The 20807-nt window shown below is 34.4% G+C and carries 13 protein-coding genes and 2 pseudogenes; 2 read left to right on the forward strand and 13 right to left on the reverse strand.

The window, feature by feature from the left end; all coding sequences use genetic code 11:
- Positions 1 to 127: 127 nt before the first annotated feature.
- The 4 genes and pseudogenes from NWE55_RS05300 to NWE55_RS05315 all read right to left on the reverse strand — a co-directional run.
- Positions 128 to 421: pseudogene (locus NWE55_RS05300) on the reverse strand (transposase); the annotation flags it as partial.
- Positions 422 to 447: 26 nt separating this feature from the next.
- On the reverse strand, positions 448 to 1314 hold the full coding sequence (locus tag NWE55_RS05305; protein WP_258204062.1) for an IS3 family transposase: 867 nt from the start codon (positions 1312 to 1314) through the stop codon (positions 448 to 450).
- Positions 1315 to 1319: 5 nt separating this feature from the next.
- A complete protein-coding gene (locus tag NWE55_RS05310; protein WP_240142878.1) occupies positions 1320 to 1619 on the reverse strand; it encodes a transposase in 300 nt (99 codons plus the stop codon).
- A 58-nt stretch (positions 1620 to 1677) separates the two neighbouring features.
- A pseudogene (locus NWE55_RS05315) lies at positions 1678 to 2268 on the reverse strand (IS982 family transposase); the annotation flags it as partial.
- A 188-nt stretch (positions 2269 to 2456) separates the two neighbouring features.
- Between NWE55_RS05315 and NWE55_RS05320 the strand changes: the two are divergent.
- A complete protein-coding gene (locus NWE55_RS05320; RefSeq protein WP_155091298.1) occupies positions 2457 to 3611 on the forward strand; it encodes a dicarboxylate/amino acid:cation symporter in 1155 nt (384 codons plus the stop codon).
- A 48-nt stretch (positions 3612 to 3659) separates the two neighbouring features.
- The gene (locus tag NWE55_RS05325; protein ID WP_155091297.1) at positions 3660 to 4838 is read left to right on the forward strand and encodes a cation:dicarboxylate symporter family transporter; all 1179 of its coding nucleotides are present in this window, start codon (positions 3660 to 3662) and stop codon (positions 4836 to 4838) included.
- Between the two features lie 30 nt (positions 4839 to 4868).
- Here the strand turns inward: NWE55_RS05325 and NWE55_RS05330 are convergent, their stop codons facing one another.
- From NWE55_RS05330 to NWE55_RS05370, 9 genes are all read right to left on the reverse strand, one after another.
- Positions 4869 to 6011 (reverse strand): acyl-CoA dehydrogenase family protein, encoded by a 1143-nt coding sequence (locus NWE55_RS05330; protein ID WP_155091296.1) that lies wholly within the window; start codon positions 6009 to 6011, stop codon positions 4869 to 4871.
- 11 nt (positions 6012 to 6022) lie between these two features.
- Positions 6023 to 6916 (reverse strand): ComEA family DNA-binding protein, encoded by an 894-nt coding sequence (locus NWE55_RS05335; protein ID WP_258204644.1) that lies wholly within the window; start codon positions 6914 to 6916, stop codon positions 6023 to 6025.
- A gap of 48 nt (positions 6917 to 6964) precedes the next feature.
- Positions 6965 to 7186, reverse strand: a complete 222-nt coding sequence (locus NWE55_RS05340; RefSeq protein ID WP_155092811.1) for a PspC domain-containing protein — start codon at positions 7184 to 7186, stop codon at positions 6965 to 6967.
- Positions 7187 to 7223: 37 nt separating this feature from the next.
- Positions 7224 to 8504 carry a DUF2851 family protein gene (locus tag NWE55_RS05345; protein ID WP_155092810.1) on the reverse strand — a complete coding sequence of 427 codons (1281 nt, stop codon included), beginning with the start codon at positions 8502 to 8504 and terminating at the stop codon, positions 7224 to 7226.
- Between the two features lie 253 nt (positions 8505 to 8757).
- Positions 8758 to 10725, reverse strand: a complete 1968-nt coding sequence (locus NWE55_RS05350; RefSeq protein WP_160338867.1) for a putative porin — start codon at positions 10723 to 10725, stop codon at positions 8758 to 8760.
- Positions 10726 to 10969: 244 nt separating this feature from the next.
- Positions 10970 to 12655, reverse strand: coding sequence for a SusD/RagB family nutrient-binding outer membrane lipoprotein (locus NWE55_RS05355; RefSeq protein WP_160338866.1), 1686 nt, complete (start codon positions 12653 to 12655; stop codon positions 10970 to 10972).
- A gap of 8 nt (positions 12656 to 12663) precedes the next feature.
- Positions 12664 to 15783 carry a SusC/RagA family TonB-linked outer membrane protein gene (locus tag NWE55_RS05360; protein WP_155092807.1) on the reverse strand — a complete coding sequence of 1040 codons (3120 nt, stop codon included), beginning with the start codon at positions 15781 to 15783 and terminating at the stop codon, positions 12664 to 12666.
- Between the two features lie 275 nt (positions 15784 to 16058).
- Positions 16059 to 17540 (reverse strand): RagB/SusD family nutrient uptake outer membrane protein, encoded by a 1482-nt coding sequence (locus tag NWE55_RS05365; RefSeq protein WP_258204645.1) that lies wholly within the window; start codon positions 17538 to 17540, stop codon positions 16059 to 16061.
- Positions 17541 to 17552: 12 nt separating this feature from the next.
- Positions 17553 to 20774: a SusC/RagA family TonB-linked outer membrane protein gene (locus tag NWE55_RS05370; RefSeq protein ID WP_258204646.1), complete on the reverse strand. Its 3222-nt coding sequence runs from the start codon at positions 20772 to 20774 to the stop codon at positions 17553 to 17555.
- Positions 20775 to 20807 lie beyond the last annotated feature (33 nt).

The raw sequence follows: 20807 nt of genomic DNA on the forward strand, positions 1-20807 counted from the left end.
CTTTTGCGAACGATACTAAATCTGTCTCCGAACCAAACTATATCCAGAAAAACATATCATTACGAACATCCTATATTATACCGTGCCACCTCCACTACCATATATATGGTATAACCCGTTGTGCATTTTAAACAATCGGTTTTTTTAAAGTATTTAGATTTCTATTGAGTAAGAATTTATTAATATATTGTATTGTAGTCAAGGCAGTTATCTTAGATAATATTCTGGTTCTATAGCCATCAAATGATTTAGCATAATTACGTTTAATCATAAATTGATCACATAATTGAGAGAATAAGGTTTCAATTCTTTTCCTACCTTTTTGGTATAAAAAGAATTGTGGCTTATAGTCAAGTTGATTTTTTCTTTTAGGAGTACTTAACTCAATATTGGCACTCTCAAATAAATCTAATTGTATGGATATCCAAACGAAATCTGGACAATTAGTTAAGCAGCTTTATTACTATTTATTATTTGATTAAATTCGTTGATTGTCTGGTAGTTTAAGTAGGAGTGTCTGCGTCTTTTATTATACCACATTTCGATATATTCAAAGACTTTAGACTCCATTTTCTTTGTACTTAGTTGTAAATTTCCATAAACCATCTCCACTTTTAAGGATTTAAAGAAGCTTTCCGCTACGGCATTATCCCAACAATTTGCTTTTCTACTCATACTTCTAACAACCTTAAATGACTTCAGGTAGTTGGCAAATTTGTAGTTTGCATATTGTACTCCTTGGTCAGAATGGAAAATTAGTCCTTCTTCAAAAGCTCTGTTCTTTTTAGCCATTTTAAAGGCTGCTAAGGTGGTGTTTTCTGTTGACATATCTTTACTCAAACTCCATCCAATAACCTTTCTATCATATAAATCTATTATTGTAGTTAGGTAAATAAACCCTTCTTTAACAGCGATATAAGTAATGTCAGACACCCAGGCTTTCCCTGGTTCAGTTTGTTTAAATTGTCTATCTAAAATATTATCAACCACTAAATAATTGTGTTCAGAGTCTGTGGTTATTCTATATCGTCGAGCTACTTTACTACGTAATCCTAACTCTTTCATATACTTAGCAACGGTAGGTTTTGATATCTTATATCCTCGTGCATTGAGTTCTATTGTAAGACGAGGACTGCCATAACGCTGTTTAAATTCTAGATAAACTTCTGTAATAACACGTTTTAGATTTGCTTTGGCTTGTTGTCTTTTATTAACAGGAGACCGTTTCCAATGATAATAACCACTTCTACTTACCTCTAAAACCTTACACATAATCCCAATCGGAAATTCATGTTCATGATCAAATATGAACATGTAAATCATTTGCCGGTCTTTGAGAAAATGCCGATTGCTTTTTTTAATATTTCATGCTCTAATTCGACAGCTGCTAACTTCTTCTCTAACTCTTTAATTCTTGCTTGTTCTGGAGTAAGTTTTTGTTTCCCATTGCCTGGAAAACTAGCATCGCCTAACTCTTGAGCTTCTTTACACCATTTATACAATAATGTAGGTCTGATTCCAAGCTCACGAGCCAATTCTGATTTGTTTGTTCTTTCCTTAGCCAGTTCAACGGCTTGCTGCTTAAATGCAGCATCGTAGGCCTTTCTAATTCTTTTCATAATTCAAAGATAAGTTTTTATGCTTAACTTAATGTCCAGGCTAAGTTACCAAGTCCAGTATCTTACTTGATAAATAACCTTTATCTCCAATTATCACACAATCATTCATTTGATGCTTTACATCTTCTAAATATCTAATATCATGTACAGAAGCTTTGGTTAAATCTATACTATGAAAAACACCTTCAAATGAACAAACTGCATGTAGTTTATATCCATAAAAATACATAGATTGAGAGGCACAATAGCCTTGATTGGGAGAAGTCTCGTATTGTTCTTTACAAATTTTAGCTCTATTACTTCTTGATAGTTTACAAACCTCTAATGGCATACTATCAATAATAAAATGAGTTTGATTATTATTAATCAATTTTGAGATTTTGACTCTTAAAGCTTCAATATGAAAAAACAAACGACGTTTTCTTCTATTATAAACACTGCGTTCTATTTTTTGTTTTAATTCTTTAGGTAAGAGTCTAAACAAATAATTCTCACTATCTATACCGAGATATTCGGCTGTTAAACAAATACTTATTAGTTCAATATCACTTAGCTTAGGTTTACGTCTTTGATAAGAAAGTAAAGTGTTTTCACTAATTGACTGTAAAACTTCTAAGATTCTTTTGTAATTTGCAAGCAAGTTGTCCATAGGTGAATTTTTGGGTAGGATCTTAAATTTACTGCTTATTGTAAGCATGGACAACTTTTTTTATTACTTAATCATAATGCACAACGGGTATATGGTATATTCTGAAAATGACTAATAAAAAACAAGGTTTATAAATATCTTTGCTTTGAATAATTTAGTACTTTAATCAAAAATATAGGTGTCAGAACATGAAGAAATTCTTTAGTAATACAATAGTAAAACTTCTTTTAGGCGTAATAGCAGGGTTATTAATTGGTCCATACCTTACAGATAGTCTTTTACAGATAACACTATCTACAAGACATATCTTGGGGCAGATAATCTTATTCTTAGTTCCTCTTATCATCTTGGGATTTGTTGTATCCTCTATCGCTAAACTGGATAAGGGAAAGACTAGCATAATCGGTTTCTCTATTGTTATTGCTTACTTATCTAGTATCGGAGCAGGATTCTTTAGTAGTACATTAGGTTTTAATATTATCCCTCACTTACAGATAGAGAAAAATGTAGAGACACTGAAAGAATTACCTGAAATGCTCTTTAAGTTAGACATTCCACCTGTATTCGGAGTGATGACTTCTCTGACACTTGCCTTAATGATCGGTATCGGTATTCTATGGACAGAATCTAAACCATTAGAGCGTGCCTTCGATTCGTTTAAAGATATCGTATTGTTATTAGTGAATAGAGTATTAGTCCCACTATTGCCATTCTATATCATGGCGAACTTTGCATTACTTAGCTATGAAGGGTCTATACAGTCACAGCTACCTGTGTTCTTAACTGTGATACTTATCGTGATAGTAGCACACTTCATTTGGTTAGGTGTGTTGTATACGATAGCGGGAATATACTCTGGGAAGAATCCATGGGAAGTAATTAAACATTATCCTCCTGCTTATCTAACAGCAGTAGGTACGATGTCTTCAGCGGCTTCTCTTGGTGTAGCACTACAGTCTGCACACAAGAGTAAAGTACTGAAGCCTGAGATCACGAACTTCACTATACCGTTCTTCTCTAATATACATTTATGTGGATCAGTATTGACAGAAGTATTCTTTGTGATGACCGTATCTCAAGTATTATATGGCGGATTGCCAACTATGGGGACAATGATCTTATTCGTACTACTATTAGGTATCTTCGCTATCGGAGCACCTGGTGTACCAGGAGGTACTGTAATGGCCTCATTAGGTATCATTGCTTCAGTACTAGGTTTTGACGATGCTGGTATCGCACTGACCTTAACGATATTTGCATTACAAGATAGCTTCGGTACCGCGTGTAATATTACAGGAGATGGAGCACTTAGCCTTATGGTAACAAAATACAGTGATAAATAAAGATAATGAGGGAAGGCCTGTGCTTTCCCTTTTTTATACCTCTATATTATGCTAAAGAAATTAGTAAACAATACTATCGTTAGACTACTATCAGGAGTAATCATCGGTCTATTAGTAGGGCCTTATCTAAATGATATTCTACTTCAAGTCATCTTATCTACAAAACATATTTTAGGGCAACTCATCTTATTTTTAGTCCCCTTAATTATCTTAGGATTTATCGTATCGTCTATTGCTAAGCTAGATCAGAAGTCCTCTGTTATTATAGGGTTTTCCTTAGCTATAGCTTATATATCGAGTGTCGGAGCAGGGTTATTCAGTGGTTCATTAGGATACACTATATTACCTTGGCTAGACATACCCTCTACTGCTACTACGGGAAGAACATTACCAGAGATGCTCTTTAAACTAGACATTCCACCTATATTCGATGTGATGACTTCCTTAGTACTTGCACTCATGATAGGTTTAGGTATTCTATGGACACAGTCTAAACCATTAGAAGTAGCCTTCGATCACTTTAGAGAGATCGTGTTACTCTTAGTCAATAGAGTACTAGTTCCCCTATTACCCTTATACATTGCCTGTAATTTTGCTTTGCTTAGTTATGTAGGCAGCATACAGTCCCAATTACCTATCTTCTTAATCGTGATTATCATCGTGATTTTAGCTCATATCGTATGGATCACCATCTTATACACGATCGCAGGTCTGTACGCTAAAAAGAACCCATGGGAAGTACTCAGACATTATGGACCGACCTATCTAACAGCATTAGGGACGATGTCTTCAGCGGCTAGCTTAGGTGTAGCACTGCAATCAGCACATAAGAGCAAGGTATTAAAGCCAGAGATTACGAACTTCACTATTCCGTTCTTCTCGAATGTACATTTATGTGGTGCTATGGTTACAGAGACCTTCTTTGTGATGACCGTATCCTTAGTCCTTTATGGGCATTTACCTGATATTAGTACATTGATTCTCTTTGTGCTTTTACTAGGTATATTTGCCTTAGGAGCACCTGGTGTACCTGGCGGAGCGCTAATGGCATCTTTAGGATTAATAACCTCTATGCTAGGCTTCGATGATACTGGGATAGCATTAGTATTAACCATATTCGCACTACAAGACAGTTTTGGCACTGCGTGTAATATAGTGGGGGATGGCGCTTTAAGCCTTATGGCAACAGCCTTTCACGAACGACAACAAAAAAGGGAAGCTCAGTAGCTTCCCTTTCTTCTATATCATCTAATCTGATTAGTCTTTTAAAATATTACGAGAGATAACTAATTTTTGAATCTCTGTAGTTCCTTCTCCGATCGTACACAACTTCGAATCACGGAAGAACTTCTCTACTGGGAAGTCCTTAGTATATCCATATCCACCGTGGATCTGGATCGCTTCTGTAGATACTTTCACACATACTTCAGACGCATACATCTTCGCCATAGCTCCAATCTTAGTCATCGGTTTGTTGTTGTTCTTTAAAAAAGCTGCTTTGTGTAATAATAGCTCAGAACACTCAATCTCTGTAGCCATATCCGCTAATTTAAAACCGATAGCTTGGAATTGGCTAATTGGTTTTCCGAATTGAACTCTCTCTTTTGAGTATTTTAATGCTGCTTCATAAGCTCCTTTAGCAATACCTAATGATAATGCACCAATAGAGATACGCCCTCCATCTAATACTTTCATCGCTTGAATAAACCCTTCTCCTACTTCTCCTAAACGGTTAGCATCAGGTACGCGACAGTTATCAAAGATAAGTTCTGCAGTCTCAGATGCACGCATTCCTAATTTATTTTCTTTCTTACCACTAGAGAATCCTGGTGTACCTTTCTCTACTACGAAAGCTGTCATCCCGTGAGAATCACCTTTCTCTCCTGTACGAACGATAACTACTGCAACGTTACCAGAGATCGCGTGAGTGATAAAGTTCTTTGCTCCATTTAAAATCCAGTGATCACCATCTTTTACAGCTGTAGTACTCATCCCTCCTGCATCAGATCCAGTATTATGCTCTGTCAATCCCCATGCACCGATCCACTCCGCTGTCGCTAATTTAGGTAACCATCTTTTCTTTTGTTCTTCATTGGCAAAAGAAAGAATGTGATTTGTACACAGTGAATTATGTGCTGCTACTGATAAACCAATAGACGAGTCTACTTTAGAAATCTCCTCTACAATAGTGATATATTCATGATAATTTAACCCAGATCCACCGTACTCCTCTGGAACTAAAACACCCATATATCCCATTTCTCCTAACTTTTTAAATAAGTCGACAGGAAATATTTGCGCTTCATCCCACTCCATTATATATGGGCGAATATGTTGCTCAGCAAAGTCTCTTATTGATTGAGCAATCATCGCTTGCGTTTCATTGTATTCAAAATTCATGGTTGATAGTTTTAATTCGTGAATTTCAAATATAAACTAATTATGTCAATTTTGTCAAGGGGGAAGTTTTCGATTTGCCTTAATTGTTCCTTATTAACAAAATCCTCTTGCATACTTCTATATTTAACGATCTCTCTTGCGATATAATAATTTAAATAGGGTAATTTTTTCAATTCATTAATAGATGCTTCGTTTACATTAATCTTTTCGACATTTGGAGCAGTAAAAACCTTAAAATATTTAAATAATTCACTAATCGTTTCATCATTCAGACCATACACAAATCTCAACTGATCCATATGAACATATCCTCCGTACTTTTCCCTATCCTTTACAATTTTACTTGCATAATAGGGTCCTATTCCTCTTACTTTTTGCAGAAGTTCCTCTGTTGCTTCATTGATACAAGTAGGTGTGATTTCCTTCTCTTTTTCCTCCTTGTACTTTGCATAGTTCACTTTTGGCTTCGGATTAGACACCCAATCAGGGAACTTGAAATAAACACTATATTTTTTCAACCATTCGTCCGAAACTCTTGTAACCGATTGAAACTCTTGTGCGGAATTTACGTATTTGTTCTCTGCTCTAAATGACAATAAACGATCTATTTCCTCTATAGACATGCCAAGTGAATAGCCTTTAAAGTCAGAAATAAAATTGGGATTAAATGGATAAATAGTATCTCTTTTCTTAGTGTAGATTGTAGCAATATTATCTATTCGCTGATTTAGATGAGTAATTTTTTCCATGTTTACAACGCGATCATTTACGAAGACAGGGGAAGATGTTTTGAAAAGAACAATAAAACACAATTGAATTATAATAATAAGAATAACGAAGACGACTACTCCTCTACGTTGAGATTTAGTGTAATAATACCACTTGTTACGATGAGATTTAAACATATAAACTGAAACTATTTACCTCAACACAAGCTTTATTAACCTCTCTAATTATAAATCAAAGACAGAAGATCGCTTTGTATAAATCAAATCTTTAATTCTCGCAAAAAAAGCTATTGTCAAGTATAGAGGAAAGGCTAACCCCAATGTAAAAAAGGACAAATAGATAAAAAACAACCTAATACGCGTTGCTTTAATTCCCAATCTATCCCCAATACGAGAAGACACCTTAAACCCGTGTTTTTCAAAAAAATACCTAATATTATTTATCATACCTTTTTTGCACTTTAATAAGTACAAAAATACAAAATCATTTCATCATTCTCTTACCTATCGCACATTCTAAACACCTTTTTCGATCACAATATTGCTTTTTTAATTGCAACAGCGCTTGACTATCCATCGCATGATCTACTGGTATATTATAGCTTTCGAACATTTTGACAACACTATTTCTCTCTGGTTTAATCTGCGACAAGAGATCTAACAAGTATTCCGAGATGTCTCCCTGTACATTGTTCTCGAATTGATAAGCAAACTGAAAAGGGACTATTACATTTACAATCAGTAAATCAACAAATTCTTTACTTAGCTTCTTTGTACTGGATTTACTTTCTTTATTGACCACATAGTGAGTTTTCCAATAATCGCTAACCTTTACATCAAACATCAAATAAATCTCTTGCAAAGTCAGTTGTTCCTGAAAAAGGGAGTTAACAGAAACGCCATTGTGAAAGTAAAAAGCAGCTAATTGAACTAAACGAATACTTGGAAAGTTAGGAGGTCGAAGCTGAAAAAAACGCAAACTTGCAGCATTTAGCGATTGCAAAGTATACTTGTGTTTTAAAAAATCCCATTCTCTAACAAGCGATTTGCAATACTCATCTCTTAAGTCAAAATCAACATCTAATAAACCAACCACACCGAGGAACATGGATTCTAACTGAAGCAAAGAATATGCTTGCTTATGGACTATCGAAATAGGAAAGTAACGAAAAGCCGAGAAAAAAGCCTCTCCATTTGCATTCAATCCAAAACTCTTGGCGAGAAAACAAAAGAAAGCTTGTGACCAATGTCCCTGTTTGTCCTTAACAAACTCCTCTATAGGTTTAACTTTGGCACTTAGCCTCTCAAAGAAAAGTCTTTCTTTCCACTGAAGTAAAAATAGAGAATCAAGATTGGGTAACTTATCTTCACAATATAAATACTGTTTAGGCAACATGAGTTCTTCATATCTCAAGAGCAATTCACCCGAAACTTTGCCCTTTAACTCCAAAGTAGGTATTAGTGAACCATTTACTCTGTAAATAGGCATATCATTTTCCCACACTACATGGAGAATAATGCTGTCATACCGTACATCCTTTTCGTGATTATGGCAAAACCAATCCGACGCTTTTAGGTGTATTTCAACATTGCCTGCCCATTCTTGGTTACCAATACAAATCCTGGCATTAAAAAAATCAGGCCCATCAAGTCCCGTACAATCACCTGGACTAATTATACTCAATAATTCATTAGAATCGGTTAACAGTGTATCTTGATTAAATAATTGATTTGCCCATAAATAGTGTAAAAAGGACTCCTTCATACTGATTTCTATTACCTATTTCTTCACTTATGCTAATATTATCCCAAATACCTCCTACATTAAAACCAACTCTTAAAAAGCAAAAACCAAACCAATCACCTTATAAAATTCAAACACTATCAGTTAATTACCAACACATTATAAATAAAAAACAAACCAATACACTTTAATTAATTCATCTAATCTTTTAATAAATGTAAAACGCCCTTGCAATATTGCAAGGGCGTTAAATTATATATTGTATATGCTTTATTTAACTAAAGAAATTCCATACTACACCAAACCTAAAAGTCATATCTCTATAAGGATAATTTGGCGCTGTATAATACTTATATCCACTCATACTACTATTAAAGTGCTCTAAAATCAAATAGATACGTGCCGTTCTAACTTTCATATTAATAAAGAAATCAAAAACAGGATAATCGCCAATCTTTACTTTATCTTGAACAAAAAAATCTCCTAACAACGGATTGTAGTCATCTCCATAATATTTGCTAAAATACTTGAAAGTAATTCCCGTTTGAAACTTCAACGCCTTATCAAAAAATGCATCCGTATAATATAAGGTGTTCCTTGTAACAAATTTAGGCACATTTACGATATGATTACTTTGATCTACATTCTGATACAAAACAGTATTGTCTAAACCAAACCTACCTAATTTAAAATCCTTAGAAGCTTGTAATGACAAATAATTAATTGTTTTATCATATTGCTTTGGCGTTACTAATACTTGTTCTGGAAGACCAAATGCATTAAAGACTTCACTGTCATTCGAAAAATACAATTTATCATCTAAAACGGCATAACTTCCCGACAATGTAATCCACGGTGTGGTAATTGTAGCATCAAACTGATTAACTTTTTCATTCTTAAAATCATTACTCCAGTTGTAATGCACATAATCACTTTGAAATAAATAATAACTCAAATTCCCTAAACGACTAATCTTTTTATACGAAAAATCAACATTTAAGTCTTCTGTAAATTTATAGCGAACATTTGCCTCTATATTACTTGTATCATCATTCCCTAAAGAACGACTTAATAGTAAAGTACCTCTCCAGTTATTCTTTCGATAAGAGTATTTTCCTCCTATCATAGTAATATTCTTGCTAATCTCGTCTGGTACGACCTTGTCGTTAATGTGGGCTATACTGTTGTAATAATAATTGTAATTATTAAACTCAGTAAAAAACTCAAATCTACCAACTAAATCAGATTGATATGCCGCTCCTACCTTGTTGTAAATATTATCATATCTCGTTTTATTTCTCAAGACACTTTGAAATGAATTTCCAAAACGCGGAAAGTCATCGTACTCCAAACTCATAATATTGTCTTGTTTAAACTCATAAAACTTATCTTCATACAAGAACTCATGAGTTAATAATAATCCATTCTTAAATGAGCTATTTAATTGATACTCGTGGTTTACATAGAGACGCTTTCCCTTTAACATAGTAGAAGCATCCCTGAAGTACACATTTAAACGTTCACGCTTATTATATGGTTTTTCACTTGACTCAAACAAATCCAAATCGCGAATCCCGCCATTTTCCTCATTCATTATATCTTGAAAAGTAAAGTGCGTACGAAGCAAGTATCTTTTATTAGGTGATTGATAGCTCACACCTAATCTAAAATTACCACTTGAAGTCAATTGATTAATATACTTACCAATAGAGCGCAAACCTTTGTATCCCAATGAAAAATTTAAATTCTCACTTGTATTCATAGTGATAAACGCATCTAAGTTCTGCCCTTGTTTCATGACAGACTTATAGTACAAATCTGTGTAAGGTGTAGGCGTGTGATAATAGTTAATATCATTTACTCCCATATAAGCAGTTTGCCTTGCTTGGAAACCAAAGTCAGGTAACAACGTATTAATTTTAGTATTAAACTTTAGGTTATTATACACTTGTCCTTCATTGTTAAATGCCAGTAACCCAAAGTCATCTTTACGCAAATAATTTAACGTATAATATTTTTTAACACTCAATGCCGTATCTACTGCAATGGTGTCTTTCATAATTGTAATGATTTTATAATCTATAATAGGTGCCAATGAGTCTTTTTTAACTCCCCCTCTTAAACTTTTTCTCTCTTTATTTTGCGATTGTTCTGCTGCTCCATTTGCCCCTTCTGCCGTTAAAAATTGAGCCTGAGCACTAAAGCAAAGAAAAAAAGTAATTATAGCAAGTATTCTGCGCATACTAAAGTAAATTTGAACAAAGGTAAATTTATTTTTCAATTAAATAAGTGTAAGAATACACTAAGCTACAAAGAATTAAAAAAGTTATTCCAAAAAAATACGACATAGGGTGTATTCCTATAGTAATCTAAACTTTCAAAGACTAAACTACTTCCTTTCTTTCAACTTTAAATTTTAAGACAAAAAAAGAGGGCATCTGTAAAAGACACCCTCTTTTGTTAAATATATAATTAAAACAGCTAATCTATTTTTTAGCCCAAATAAGCTTTGTATCCATGCGATCACCACCCATACGAGCAGCTGCTGCATCTTTATTCGCCTTATTAATTAACTCCATATCTCCTGGGTATGTAATGCGCTCAGGTACATCTGTCAAATAATCAACAGACTCCATTGGTTTAAAAACATACTCTTTCTCACCATCTGGACCATCTGCAATCAACTTATGAGATTCTCCTGGCAATAATAGTGTACGTGGAAACTTCGTTCTTCTGTACTCCGCCCAAGCCTCGTAAGGTTGCATATATAAAGCAATATACTTTTGTGTAATTACAGACTCTTCAGTAGCTGCAGGTAACTTACTGATATATTCATCAGCTAAAGCTGGATCAACTTTCCATTTTTCCATAGAAGCTTTAACTCCATTCACGTAATGAGCTTGATCCCATCCTTTCACTTCTGATAATATAAACTCAACTTCAGAATACTCCATTAAAATTTCTATATAATCAGCTCTGTAAATTGTTCCACTAAAATGCGAAGAATGTTTTGCTTGTGAACCTGTAAATTTTCCAGGTATACCAATTGGCATCCCAATATAGAAAGAAGGATCTCTATCAACATAGTTGTTCATTTCAATACTTGGCACATGTGATTGCTCAGCCATGTATGAAAAACGCACTCCTACTTCTTTTTCTACTTCTTTACCATCTTCCATTACTGTTAGTAACTGTGTTTTAGGTGCTACCATTCTAAACAAACGAGGGTCAACAGTATTTGCAAAAGGATTATCAGCAGTCGCCTTAGTTTTTTCACCTTTCAACAATTCAACAAAAGTGATAGCAGGTTGGAAGTCATTTCTATTATCAACAAAAGCTGCAAAGTAGAAAGGAGCAGGATTCACCTTATCATTTTGGAATATTTGCCCTACAGTATCGTCGTTTGACTCCATTACACCATCAGCAATAGCAAAATCAATATATTCTTTCGCTTCTGGTATAACAGCCTTTACTCTATTCCCTATCTTCAACATAAGTGAATTAGCAAACTTTTTTAGCTTCAATCCTGACTTGAATAAATGATCTCCTGAATTAAATAAAATATTACCAACCTCAATAGATTCAGAAGCTTCTTTCAACTCCTTTAGCATGTCTTTGTAAATTTTCTCTTGTGGAGCAAATTTTGGAGTCGAGATCTCTCCTTTTTCCCCTAAAGTCATTCCTTGAAAATCTGGATCATCACTTCCATAAGAGTAGTAAGGTACGTCTCCGTAGATTTCCAAAGCTTGTAATTGAGAGTAAACCAACATTACGCGAGCTGCTGCAAGCTGATTAGCAGGATTTCCATAATTCTTCACTTTCCCTGCATTCTCTGGATTACTTACAAAATCAGCAATATCTTTATATGCTTTAGCAGAAAAATAGATATCTGCATACAAGCTATTATTAACACCAGTTCTGAATTGGTATCTATCTTCTTCTGTATAATTCCTCTGTGCAGAATACTGCACCCAAGGTAATGCCATACGTCCTGATGGGAATCCACCTCTTGTATTGGTCATTAACTCTTTATTCGCATTGTTAAAAATTCCACCTGTAATAACTTCCTTAGGCTTATTAGGATCTTCATTAATGCTCTCCAAGTCTTTATCACAACTTACAAATACAAGTAAACATGCAATAAATGACATTTTATAAATATACTTTTTCATAAGATGCTTTAAAATTTGAATTTAACATTCATACCATAAGTTCGCGTTGAAGGTAAAGAAGCACCTTCAATAGCTTGGATATTTCCACTACCATACGATGCCATTTCAGGATCCATTCCCTTCCAGTCTAATCCCCAAGTTAATAGGTTACGTCCGTAAACTGAAAGTGTAATTCCCTTAAATGGTCCAATCCATTTTTTAGGTAAATCATACCCTAAAGAAACCTCTCTAAGTTTGATATAATCAGCATCAAATAAGTTTTGTGCATCTACTCCACCGTAGTGAGATTGTGCCCATGTTTGACCATCAACAACAATATCATTTTTAGAGCCATCTTCTTTCACTCCATCTAACACTAAACCGTTTTCACGAATATCGTTCGCTGCAGATTTGTCTAACATACCTGAGTACATTCCAAACATATGCGATGTAGAGAAGTATTTACCACCTTTTTGCATATCAATCAAAACACCTAAACGGAAACTTTTGTACTGGAACGTATTGCGGATACCCATGTTGTAGTCAGGTAAATACGAACCTAATGCTTTAATTTCACTTGCTGCATACAATCCATTAGCATCTACAACCTTGTTGCCATTATTATCATATACATAGTCAGTTCCATAAATCTGTCCATAAGTTTCACCTATTTTCCCTTGTAATGATACTTGGAAAGGTGCTCTTGTAATTTCAACAGACTCTACCCCATCAGCTAATCTTGTCAACTCATTCTTATTCTTTGAAAAGTTCCAAGTAATATCCCATGAGAAATCCTCTGTGCGTACTGGCGCGAAATTTACAGTAGCTTCAATACCTCTATTCTTCATATCTCCAGCATTCATCCAACGGTATGAATAACCTGCTGCTGCATCATATTGTACTCTCGTAATTAAGTCTTTTGTTTTGATTTCATAGTATGATACCTCAAATCCGATTCTATTATTCAAGAAAGCAGCTTCTAAACCAATTTCTTTGGTTGTCATCATCTCAGGTTTTAAATCAGGATTGTTAGCTGTTCTACTCAATGAGTAAGCTGGATCTCCTAAGAAAGGACTCTCGATATTATAATAGTCTTCTGTTCTATAAGCATCAGTGTCGTTTCCAACTTGAGCCCATCCTAACCTTACCTTACCAAAAGTCAACCAATCTAATTCAGGAGTTAACTGAGAAAAAATAAACGACCCTGTTACAGACGGATAAGTAACTGATTTTCTAACTGTTGAAAACCAATCTGTACGAACAGTTCCTTCTAAGAATAAAAATTCACGGTAATTAACAGATGCCGATCCAAATACACTATTTGTTCTTGAATGTGTCTGAGAATTTGAAGCTTTTGCATCACTCACACTATTACTTAAGTTGTATAAGTTTGGCAATACTAATCCTCCTACAGATTCACCATATAAATAGTCTCTGCGTTTTTCACTTCTATTTATTCCCACAAAAGCATTCACTCCAAAATCACCAAAGTGTTGATCATAGTGAATACGACCTTCATAGTTGTACTCTGAAACATTGCGTTTCATGATACTGTACTTAGAACTTTTTTGAGAACCTACAGCCACACGCTCTTCAACGTTAAAGCTATAACGGTCACCATAAACTGTACCTACAGCATATAAGTTATCATTGATATTATAAGTCAACTTCACGTTACCAAACGTTCTATTTCTAACATCTGTAGAAGTATTCTCGTGAATTGTCCAATACGTGTTATCAGAATAAGCTGGTGTTGGGTCATCCCATCCTTTTCTATTCCATGATCTTTGACTACCGTCAGCTCTCTTATAATCTTTTAATTTTTTATAATCTAACTGTCTTTGTCCCCATTGGAAGAACTTTTGAGAAATTGAATTATCACCATATCCTACTTCAGGACGGTTAAATCCTTTTGTATAAACGTAGTTAAAATTACTTTCAACTTTAACTTTGTCATTCAACTGTGTTGCAGCACTCACAGAGAAGTTATTGCGTTGCAATTTAGAGTTAGGAACAACTCCCTCAGTAACGTTGTTACTAAAAGACATTCTCACATTACTTTCTTTATAAGACTTAGCAACAGAAACAGACTGATTGTGAGTCACACCTGTATTAAAAAACGATTTTACGTCGTTCTTTGACTTTTGCCAAGGAACCTCTTTCATATAATCGTCAGCAAATTCAGGATCAAACGCATACCATGGTAAATATGGCGTACCATCAAACTTAGGTCCCCAGCTTTCATCTACATCATACTCAGCAATATTGTACTGTTTTCCACCAATCATAGCTGTTGGTAAAGAAGTAGAAGAACCACCTCCATAAAGTGTTTGCAACTTAGGCATTGTATTAATGCTCTCGAAAGTAACTCCAGTATTAACTTCAACATCAGTTCTACCATTCTTAGCAGATTTTGTTGTATAAAGAATAACTCCATTACCTCCTCTATTTCCATAAAGAGCAGAAGCGGGACCACCTTTTAGAACAGTTACAGATTCGATATCATCCGGATTAATATCCGCAGAAGTATCACCGTAATCACGTCCTCCAGCACCTCTTTGCATATTAGTATCAGCAAAGTTACTGTTGTCCAAAGGAACTCCATCAATCACAATTAAAGGTTGATTATTACCAGTAACAGACTTAACACCACGCAAAACAATACGGTTTGATCCACCCATTGAAGAAGGTGCTGTTACTTGTAATCCAGCAACGTTTCCAGACAAGGCATTTACAGCATTTGTCTGACCTGATCCAGATAGATTATCTCCTTTCACTTCTTGAGAAGAATAACCTAATTTCTTTTTGTCACGTTTAATACCTAAAGCAGTAACAACTACTTCTTCAAGCATTTCATCGTCACCACTCATCGACACATTGTGTATTGAGGCATTACCTACTGTATACACAACATCTTTCATCCCGATAAAAGAGAAAACAACTTTATCTCCTGTTTTCACCTTAATCGAATAGTTTCCGTCAAGGTCAGTCTGAGTACCCTCAGTTGTACCTTGTAGAATAACAGAAACCCCAGGCAGTGGTAATCCAGACTCTGATACTACTCCACTCAATGTTTTGTTTTGGGCAAAACCAATTGAAGTACACAAAGCAAGGAAACACATAAAAATCCAATTTAACTTTGATTTCATTATATAATTATTGATTAGTTAGTCTAACAAACCTAATAAAAAAAAATCAAATATTTTAAGTTTTAATTAAGAATCTAAATATTCTAAATATATATACTATATATAAAAACAAACCAAAAACTATATAAAATATAAATATATAGTACAAAATTTATACAAATGAAAAAAAGATAAAGTTAATACCATTACAATAAAACAGAGAAAAAGGTATAATAAAATAAAAAAAGAGGTATCTAAACAGATACCTCTTTTGTATAATAAATCAGAATTAACTATTAACGAGTTCCTCCTGCCCACCAAATTTTTTCAGTGTAAACATAAGATCCATCACCAAAAGCTACTTTCACATTAGTATTACTCGTCACATCACTTGTTCCATAACCAAAACGTTGTGGAAACTTACCAGGAGTTACAAGCTTAATATGTTCTTCACCTAAAGCATCCCATCTACGAATATCATTATAAGCTTCAATTGACTCTGCTTCAAATTGAGAAATATACTTTTCGACAGCAATACGTTTCAATAATTCAGTACCTGACAAACTATTATCAACAACAACACTGTTTGGGGCAAAAGTAATAGTTTGCATTTTATTCATTGCTAAATTAATAGCTGTTTGAAGTGATTGTAATGCTTCTGCTTCGTTACCTAATCTATATTCCGCTTCAGCTTTAATAAAATACAATTCATGCTCACCCATCAAATAAATAGCGTTGTTATCATTACCTGTTACTTTACCATTTAAATCAGCTACAGCAGACAATCCTGAAGGTGAATAAATACCTTTACCTTCACGAGGTTTATCTATTGTACTATCAAATAAAACAAGTTCCCATTTAGGCTCTTTAGGAGTCCCTGTATTTACTTTAGTAAAATAAGCCTCGATACGAGGATCATTAGCATTATTTGCTTTTAAAAGATCGTAAAAACTTTTTGACGAAGCTAAACCACCTCTATCCTGCAAAAATAACCAAAAAGGATAAGGAATACCTTTTCTACTTACAGCTAAACTTTTAAATCCTCCTTTGATAGCTTCATCTGCAGCAGCTAAAACTTTAGTAAAATCCTTAGTACGAGTAGCATAATGAAGTTCATATCTTGCTTTTAAAGCATATGCAGCATTAATCCAAGAATTAGGATCACCCTCATAAATTAAATCACCGCTTCCAATGCTTTTATACTGTGTGTCTTTAGATAAATTCTCTACGGCATTATCCAATAATGCAAAAATCTCTTTGTATAAATCTTCTTGTTTATCAAGTTTTGGTTGAAACAACTTACCTGGCTGAAGACCTTCACTATAAGGAACATCACCCCATAAATCTGTTAAAACTCCAAGATTATATGCTGTTAAAACCTGAGCAATACCTAAAGTATGATGGTTTCCTTCTTCATCACCTCCAGTAGAACACTTTTCAATAACATCTTTCAAACTTAACAACTGTCTATACAAATCGTTCCACTTATTATTATAGGTAGATGCCAATTGTGGCTCTGCAGAACGCATTTGAGCTCGATATGTTTGATTATCAACTCCTGCTAATAATTCTGTATAAATTGAAGAATAGAATGCTAGATCAGAACCTGTAATCGAGAAAGATGTAGCAGTCATTATATCGGTAAGTAAATACTTAGAAGTAACATATTCTGGATCATTCTTATTACCATTAATATCATCCATTTTATCTTCAGAACATGATTGTAGAAGCATAGTTGAAGATAATAAAACTAGTACTATATATTTTATTTTTTTCATAATCTTTCTAAATTAAAAAGTAACATTTAATGAAAAACCAATACTCTTAGCTTGAGGAACTGACCATTGTTCAAAACCTCCACTCATATTTGTGTTTCCCTGAGAAGCCTCTGGGTCAAGATTAGGCATTTTAGACCATAATAAAATATTTCTTGCAAATGCAGAAACTCTTAAATCTACTTTATTTTCCCATATCTTATCAAAAGTATACCCTAAACTCACCTCTCTTAACTTCACAAAACTTGCATCATATACATTAGCTTCCGTAATATCATTCATTGCGCTATTAAAAATCTGTCTTTCTACAGCTGCTGTAGCAGGATCTGCACCAATAACAATATCATTTTTAACATAAGTTCCATCAGCTAATTGTTTTACTCCATCAAAAACAAAAGATTTCTCACGATCTCCAGTATTCCCAGCAGTACCATAATACTCCATCAATGAATTTGATCCACTGTAAATATTACCTCCATTTTTCCATTCAACTGTTGCATTTAAGCTCCATTTTTTCCATTTTAAGAAAGTAGATCCACCTAAGATAAATTTTGGAGCAACCTCACCTAATGCTTTAGTTTCACCTAACATAGGTATACCATCTTCATCAACAACAATATTACCATTCGGATCTCTAAGGAAACTTTCACCATAAATTACAGGGAAACGATCTCCAGCTTGTGCACGAATTTGAGGAGTTACAAATCCTCCTAAAGAAATATTTGATACTCCATCTTTTAACTCATCAACGTAAGAATCAACTTTAGAGAAATTCACATTAACTGTCCATTCCCAATCTGTTGTTCTAACAGGAGTAAAGTATGCCGCAATCTCATGAGCTATAGTATGTATTTTCCCACCATTTGTCAAGAAAGACTGAGCTCCAGAAGATCCTGCTAATGGGACAGCAAAAATCTGATCCTTCACATCTTGACGAGAGAAAGTATAATCTATTCCTACTCTATGATCAAAAAATTTCAAATCAGCTCCAAACTCCCATGACTTGGTATTCTGAGGTTTCAATTGTGGATCATATTTTACTGGATAAGGAGCAAATCCAACTGCTCCTTCTATTGGATACAAAATTGGTTCTCCAAGCCAAAATCCTCCACCATATGAAGGTTTGTAATAGAAATCATTATAATAATCTCCAGCTTGTCCTACTTCAGCGTAAGATGCTCTTAACTTAGCAAAACTTAAGATTGAGTTATCTCTCAAACCTTCTAACTCAGTAAGAACAAAACCTAATGAAACTGAAGGATAAACAAATGATCTATTATCTCTTGGCATATATGATACAACATCTTTACGAATAGAACCACTTAAAAAGATCATATCAGCATAAGAAATACCCATATTTCCAAATATACCAACTGTACGTTTTTGTCTTCTAGTCTCTCTTGAAGTAGTAGATACAGCATTAGCAATTGTTGCCCAACCTCCAAAGTTTAACTGAGAACCATAATCCTCATAACCTTTTGTCGTTTCTTCGTTGAACTCGTTCCCAACCATTACATCTAACTTCCAATTGTCACCTAAAAACATGTCATAGTTAATTGTAAATAAAGAATTCCAAACATTTTTTGTAATTCCATTTAAGCTTACACTACTACTTCCTCCAGACATATTATGAGCATGACCAAACTCAAAAACATCACGCAGATGAGTAGTATATGAGTCTAAACCTCCCTGATATTTAATTGTTAAATTCTTTGATCCATCTGCACTAATCTCAGGAGAGTATGCTAAATATGCATTCCCATAAAAGCGACTTGTCTTCTCACTAAATTCGTTATTATTAGCCGCCCAATAAGGATTATTAAATACTGTATTTCTAAAAAAGATTTGTTGATATGGGTCTCTTGGGCTAGCAGAAGGAATACCTTTCAAGTTATAACTTGTAGGCCCACCAAATACTCCTGGTAAAGGAGAATCATTTGCAGAAGAAGCCTTATTTATGTCACTTTGAACATAATTACCCGAAAAACCAGTTTTCCATTCTTTACTTAACTGAGTATCAGCTGCAAGTTTGATATTTGTACGTTTCATATCTGTACCTGGCATCATCCCTTCTTGAGTAGTATTACCAAAACCAAAAGAGTAATTTGTTTTACCCACATTTTGACTAATATTAAATGAATTAGTCAAAGTATGACCTGTACCAAAGTAATCATCTATATTATCATACGAACGTGGTGTAACCCAAGGATCCATATCTGCAGCTGCCAACTGAGGAACATAGTATTTCCCAGGTCTCAACACTCCACCGTTATAATCATTCGCTACGTTTCCACCATATTTCGGATCATTTGGTAGATCAGAAATCTTTGGTCCCCATGATAACGATGAATTAGGATCATAAACATATTGCCCTAATTTAGAATCATAATAACCTTGTGCGTAAGTTTTTTGCAGATTAGGCTTTTTTGACAATGTTTCAAAACTAACTGTTGAATTAAAACTAATTACAGGTTTTCCTTCTGTCAAACCTTTACCGCTTTTAGTAGTAATTACCACAACACCATTTGATGCACGAATACCATATAATGCAGATGCAGCTTGTCCTTTCAAAATATTAATCGACTCAATATCATTTGGATCAATATCAACTGCACGGTTTGCAACGTCTGCACCACTTGTACTATTTCCAGTAGAAAAATCCGCAGTTGATTCCACAGGCATTCCATCAATTACATATAAAGGTGTATTATTCCCTGTAAAAGATCTTGCTCCACGAATAACAATTTGTGACGAAGCACCAGGCGCACCACTTGAAGGTGTAATTTGAACACCCGCAACCTTACCTTGAAGCGCTCCAGCCAAACTACTATTATCAGTTTGATTAATCTGTTCTGCTTTAATTTCTTGTGTCGCGTATCCTAAAGCTTTAGCACTACGCTTAATTCCCATGGCAGTAACAACAACCTCTTCTAATTGTTGGCTATCATCAGCTCCCATCGTTACGTTATGAACTGAGGCTGCCCCCACTTTATACTTAACGTCTTTCATACCAATAAAAGAAAAGACAAGTGTTTGTCCTTGTTTTACTTTTATCGAGTACTTACCGTCTAAATCCGTTTGTGTTCCAAACTGAGTTCCCTCAATCACAACGGATACCCCAGGAAGAGTAAGTCCATCTTCCTGTACCACTCCCGTAAGAGTTTTCTCTTGAGCAAATCCCACTTGCACCAATAACACAAGCAAGATGCTCAAAAACCAATTGTACTTTGATTTCATCTTAAAATATTGATTAGTTAGTTCAACAAAACT

The organism is Myroides albus (assembly GCF_024722315.1).
Lineage (GTDB): Bacteria > Bacteroidota > Bacteroidia > Flavobacteriales > Flavobacteriaceae > Flavobacterium > Flavobacterium album_A.

Bases quoted from the DNA above. Each gene is read 5' to 3' on its own strand.
- NWE55_RS05305 (WP_258204062.1), bottom strand. From the start codon at position 1,314: ATGTTCATATTTGATCATGAACATGAATTTCCGATTGGGATTATGTGT.
- NWE55_RS05310 (WP_240142878.1), bottom strand. From the start codon at position 1,619: ATGAAAAGAATTAGAAAGGCCTACGATGCTGCATTTAAGCAGCAAGCC.
- NWE55_RS05320 (WP_155091298.1), top strand. From the start codon at position 2,457: ATGAAGAAATTCTTTAGTAATACAATAGTAAAACTTCTTTTAGGCGTA.
- NWE55_RS05325 (WP_155091297.1), top strand. From the start codon at position 3,660: ATGCTAAAGAAATTAGTAAACAATACTATCGTTAGACTACTATCAGGA.
- NWE55_RS05330 (WP_155091296.1), bottom strand. From the start codon at position 6,011: ATGAATTTTGAATACAATGAAACGCAAGCGATGATTGCTCAATCAATA.
- NWE55_RS05335 (WP_258204644.1), bottom strand. From the start codon at position 6,916: ATGTTTAAATCTCATCGTAACAAGTGGTATTATTACACTAAATCTCAA.
- NWE55_RS05340 (WP_155092811.1), bottom strand. From the start codon at position 7,186: ATGATAAATAATATTAGGTATTTTTTTGAAAAACACGGGTTTAAGGTG.
- NWE55_RS05345 (WP_155092810.1), bottom strand. From the start codon at position 8,504: ATGAAGGAGTCCTTTTTACACTATTTATGGGCAAATCAATTATTTAAT.
- NWE55_RS05350 (WP_160338867.1), bottom strand. From the start codon at position 10,725: ATGCGCAGAATACTTGCTATAATTACTTTTTTTCTTTGCTTTAGTGCT.
- NWE55_RS05355 (WP_160338866.1), bottom strand. From the start codon at position 12,655: ATGAAAAAGTATATTTATAAAATGTCATTTATTGCATGTTTACTTGTA.
- NWE55_RS05360 (WP_155092807.1), bottom strand. From the start codon at position 15,783: ATGAAATCAAAGTTAAATTGGATTTTTATGTGTTTCCTTGCTTTGTGT.
- NWE55_RS05365 (WP_258204645.1), bottom strand. From the start codon at position 17,540: ATGAAAAAAATAAAATATATAGTACTAGTTTTATTATCTTCAACTATG.
- NWE55_RS05370 (WP_258204646.1), bottom strand. From the start codon at position 20,774: ATGAAATCAAAGTACAATTGGTTTTTGAGCATCTTGCTTGTGTTATTG.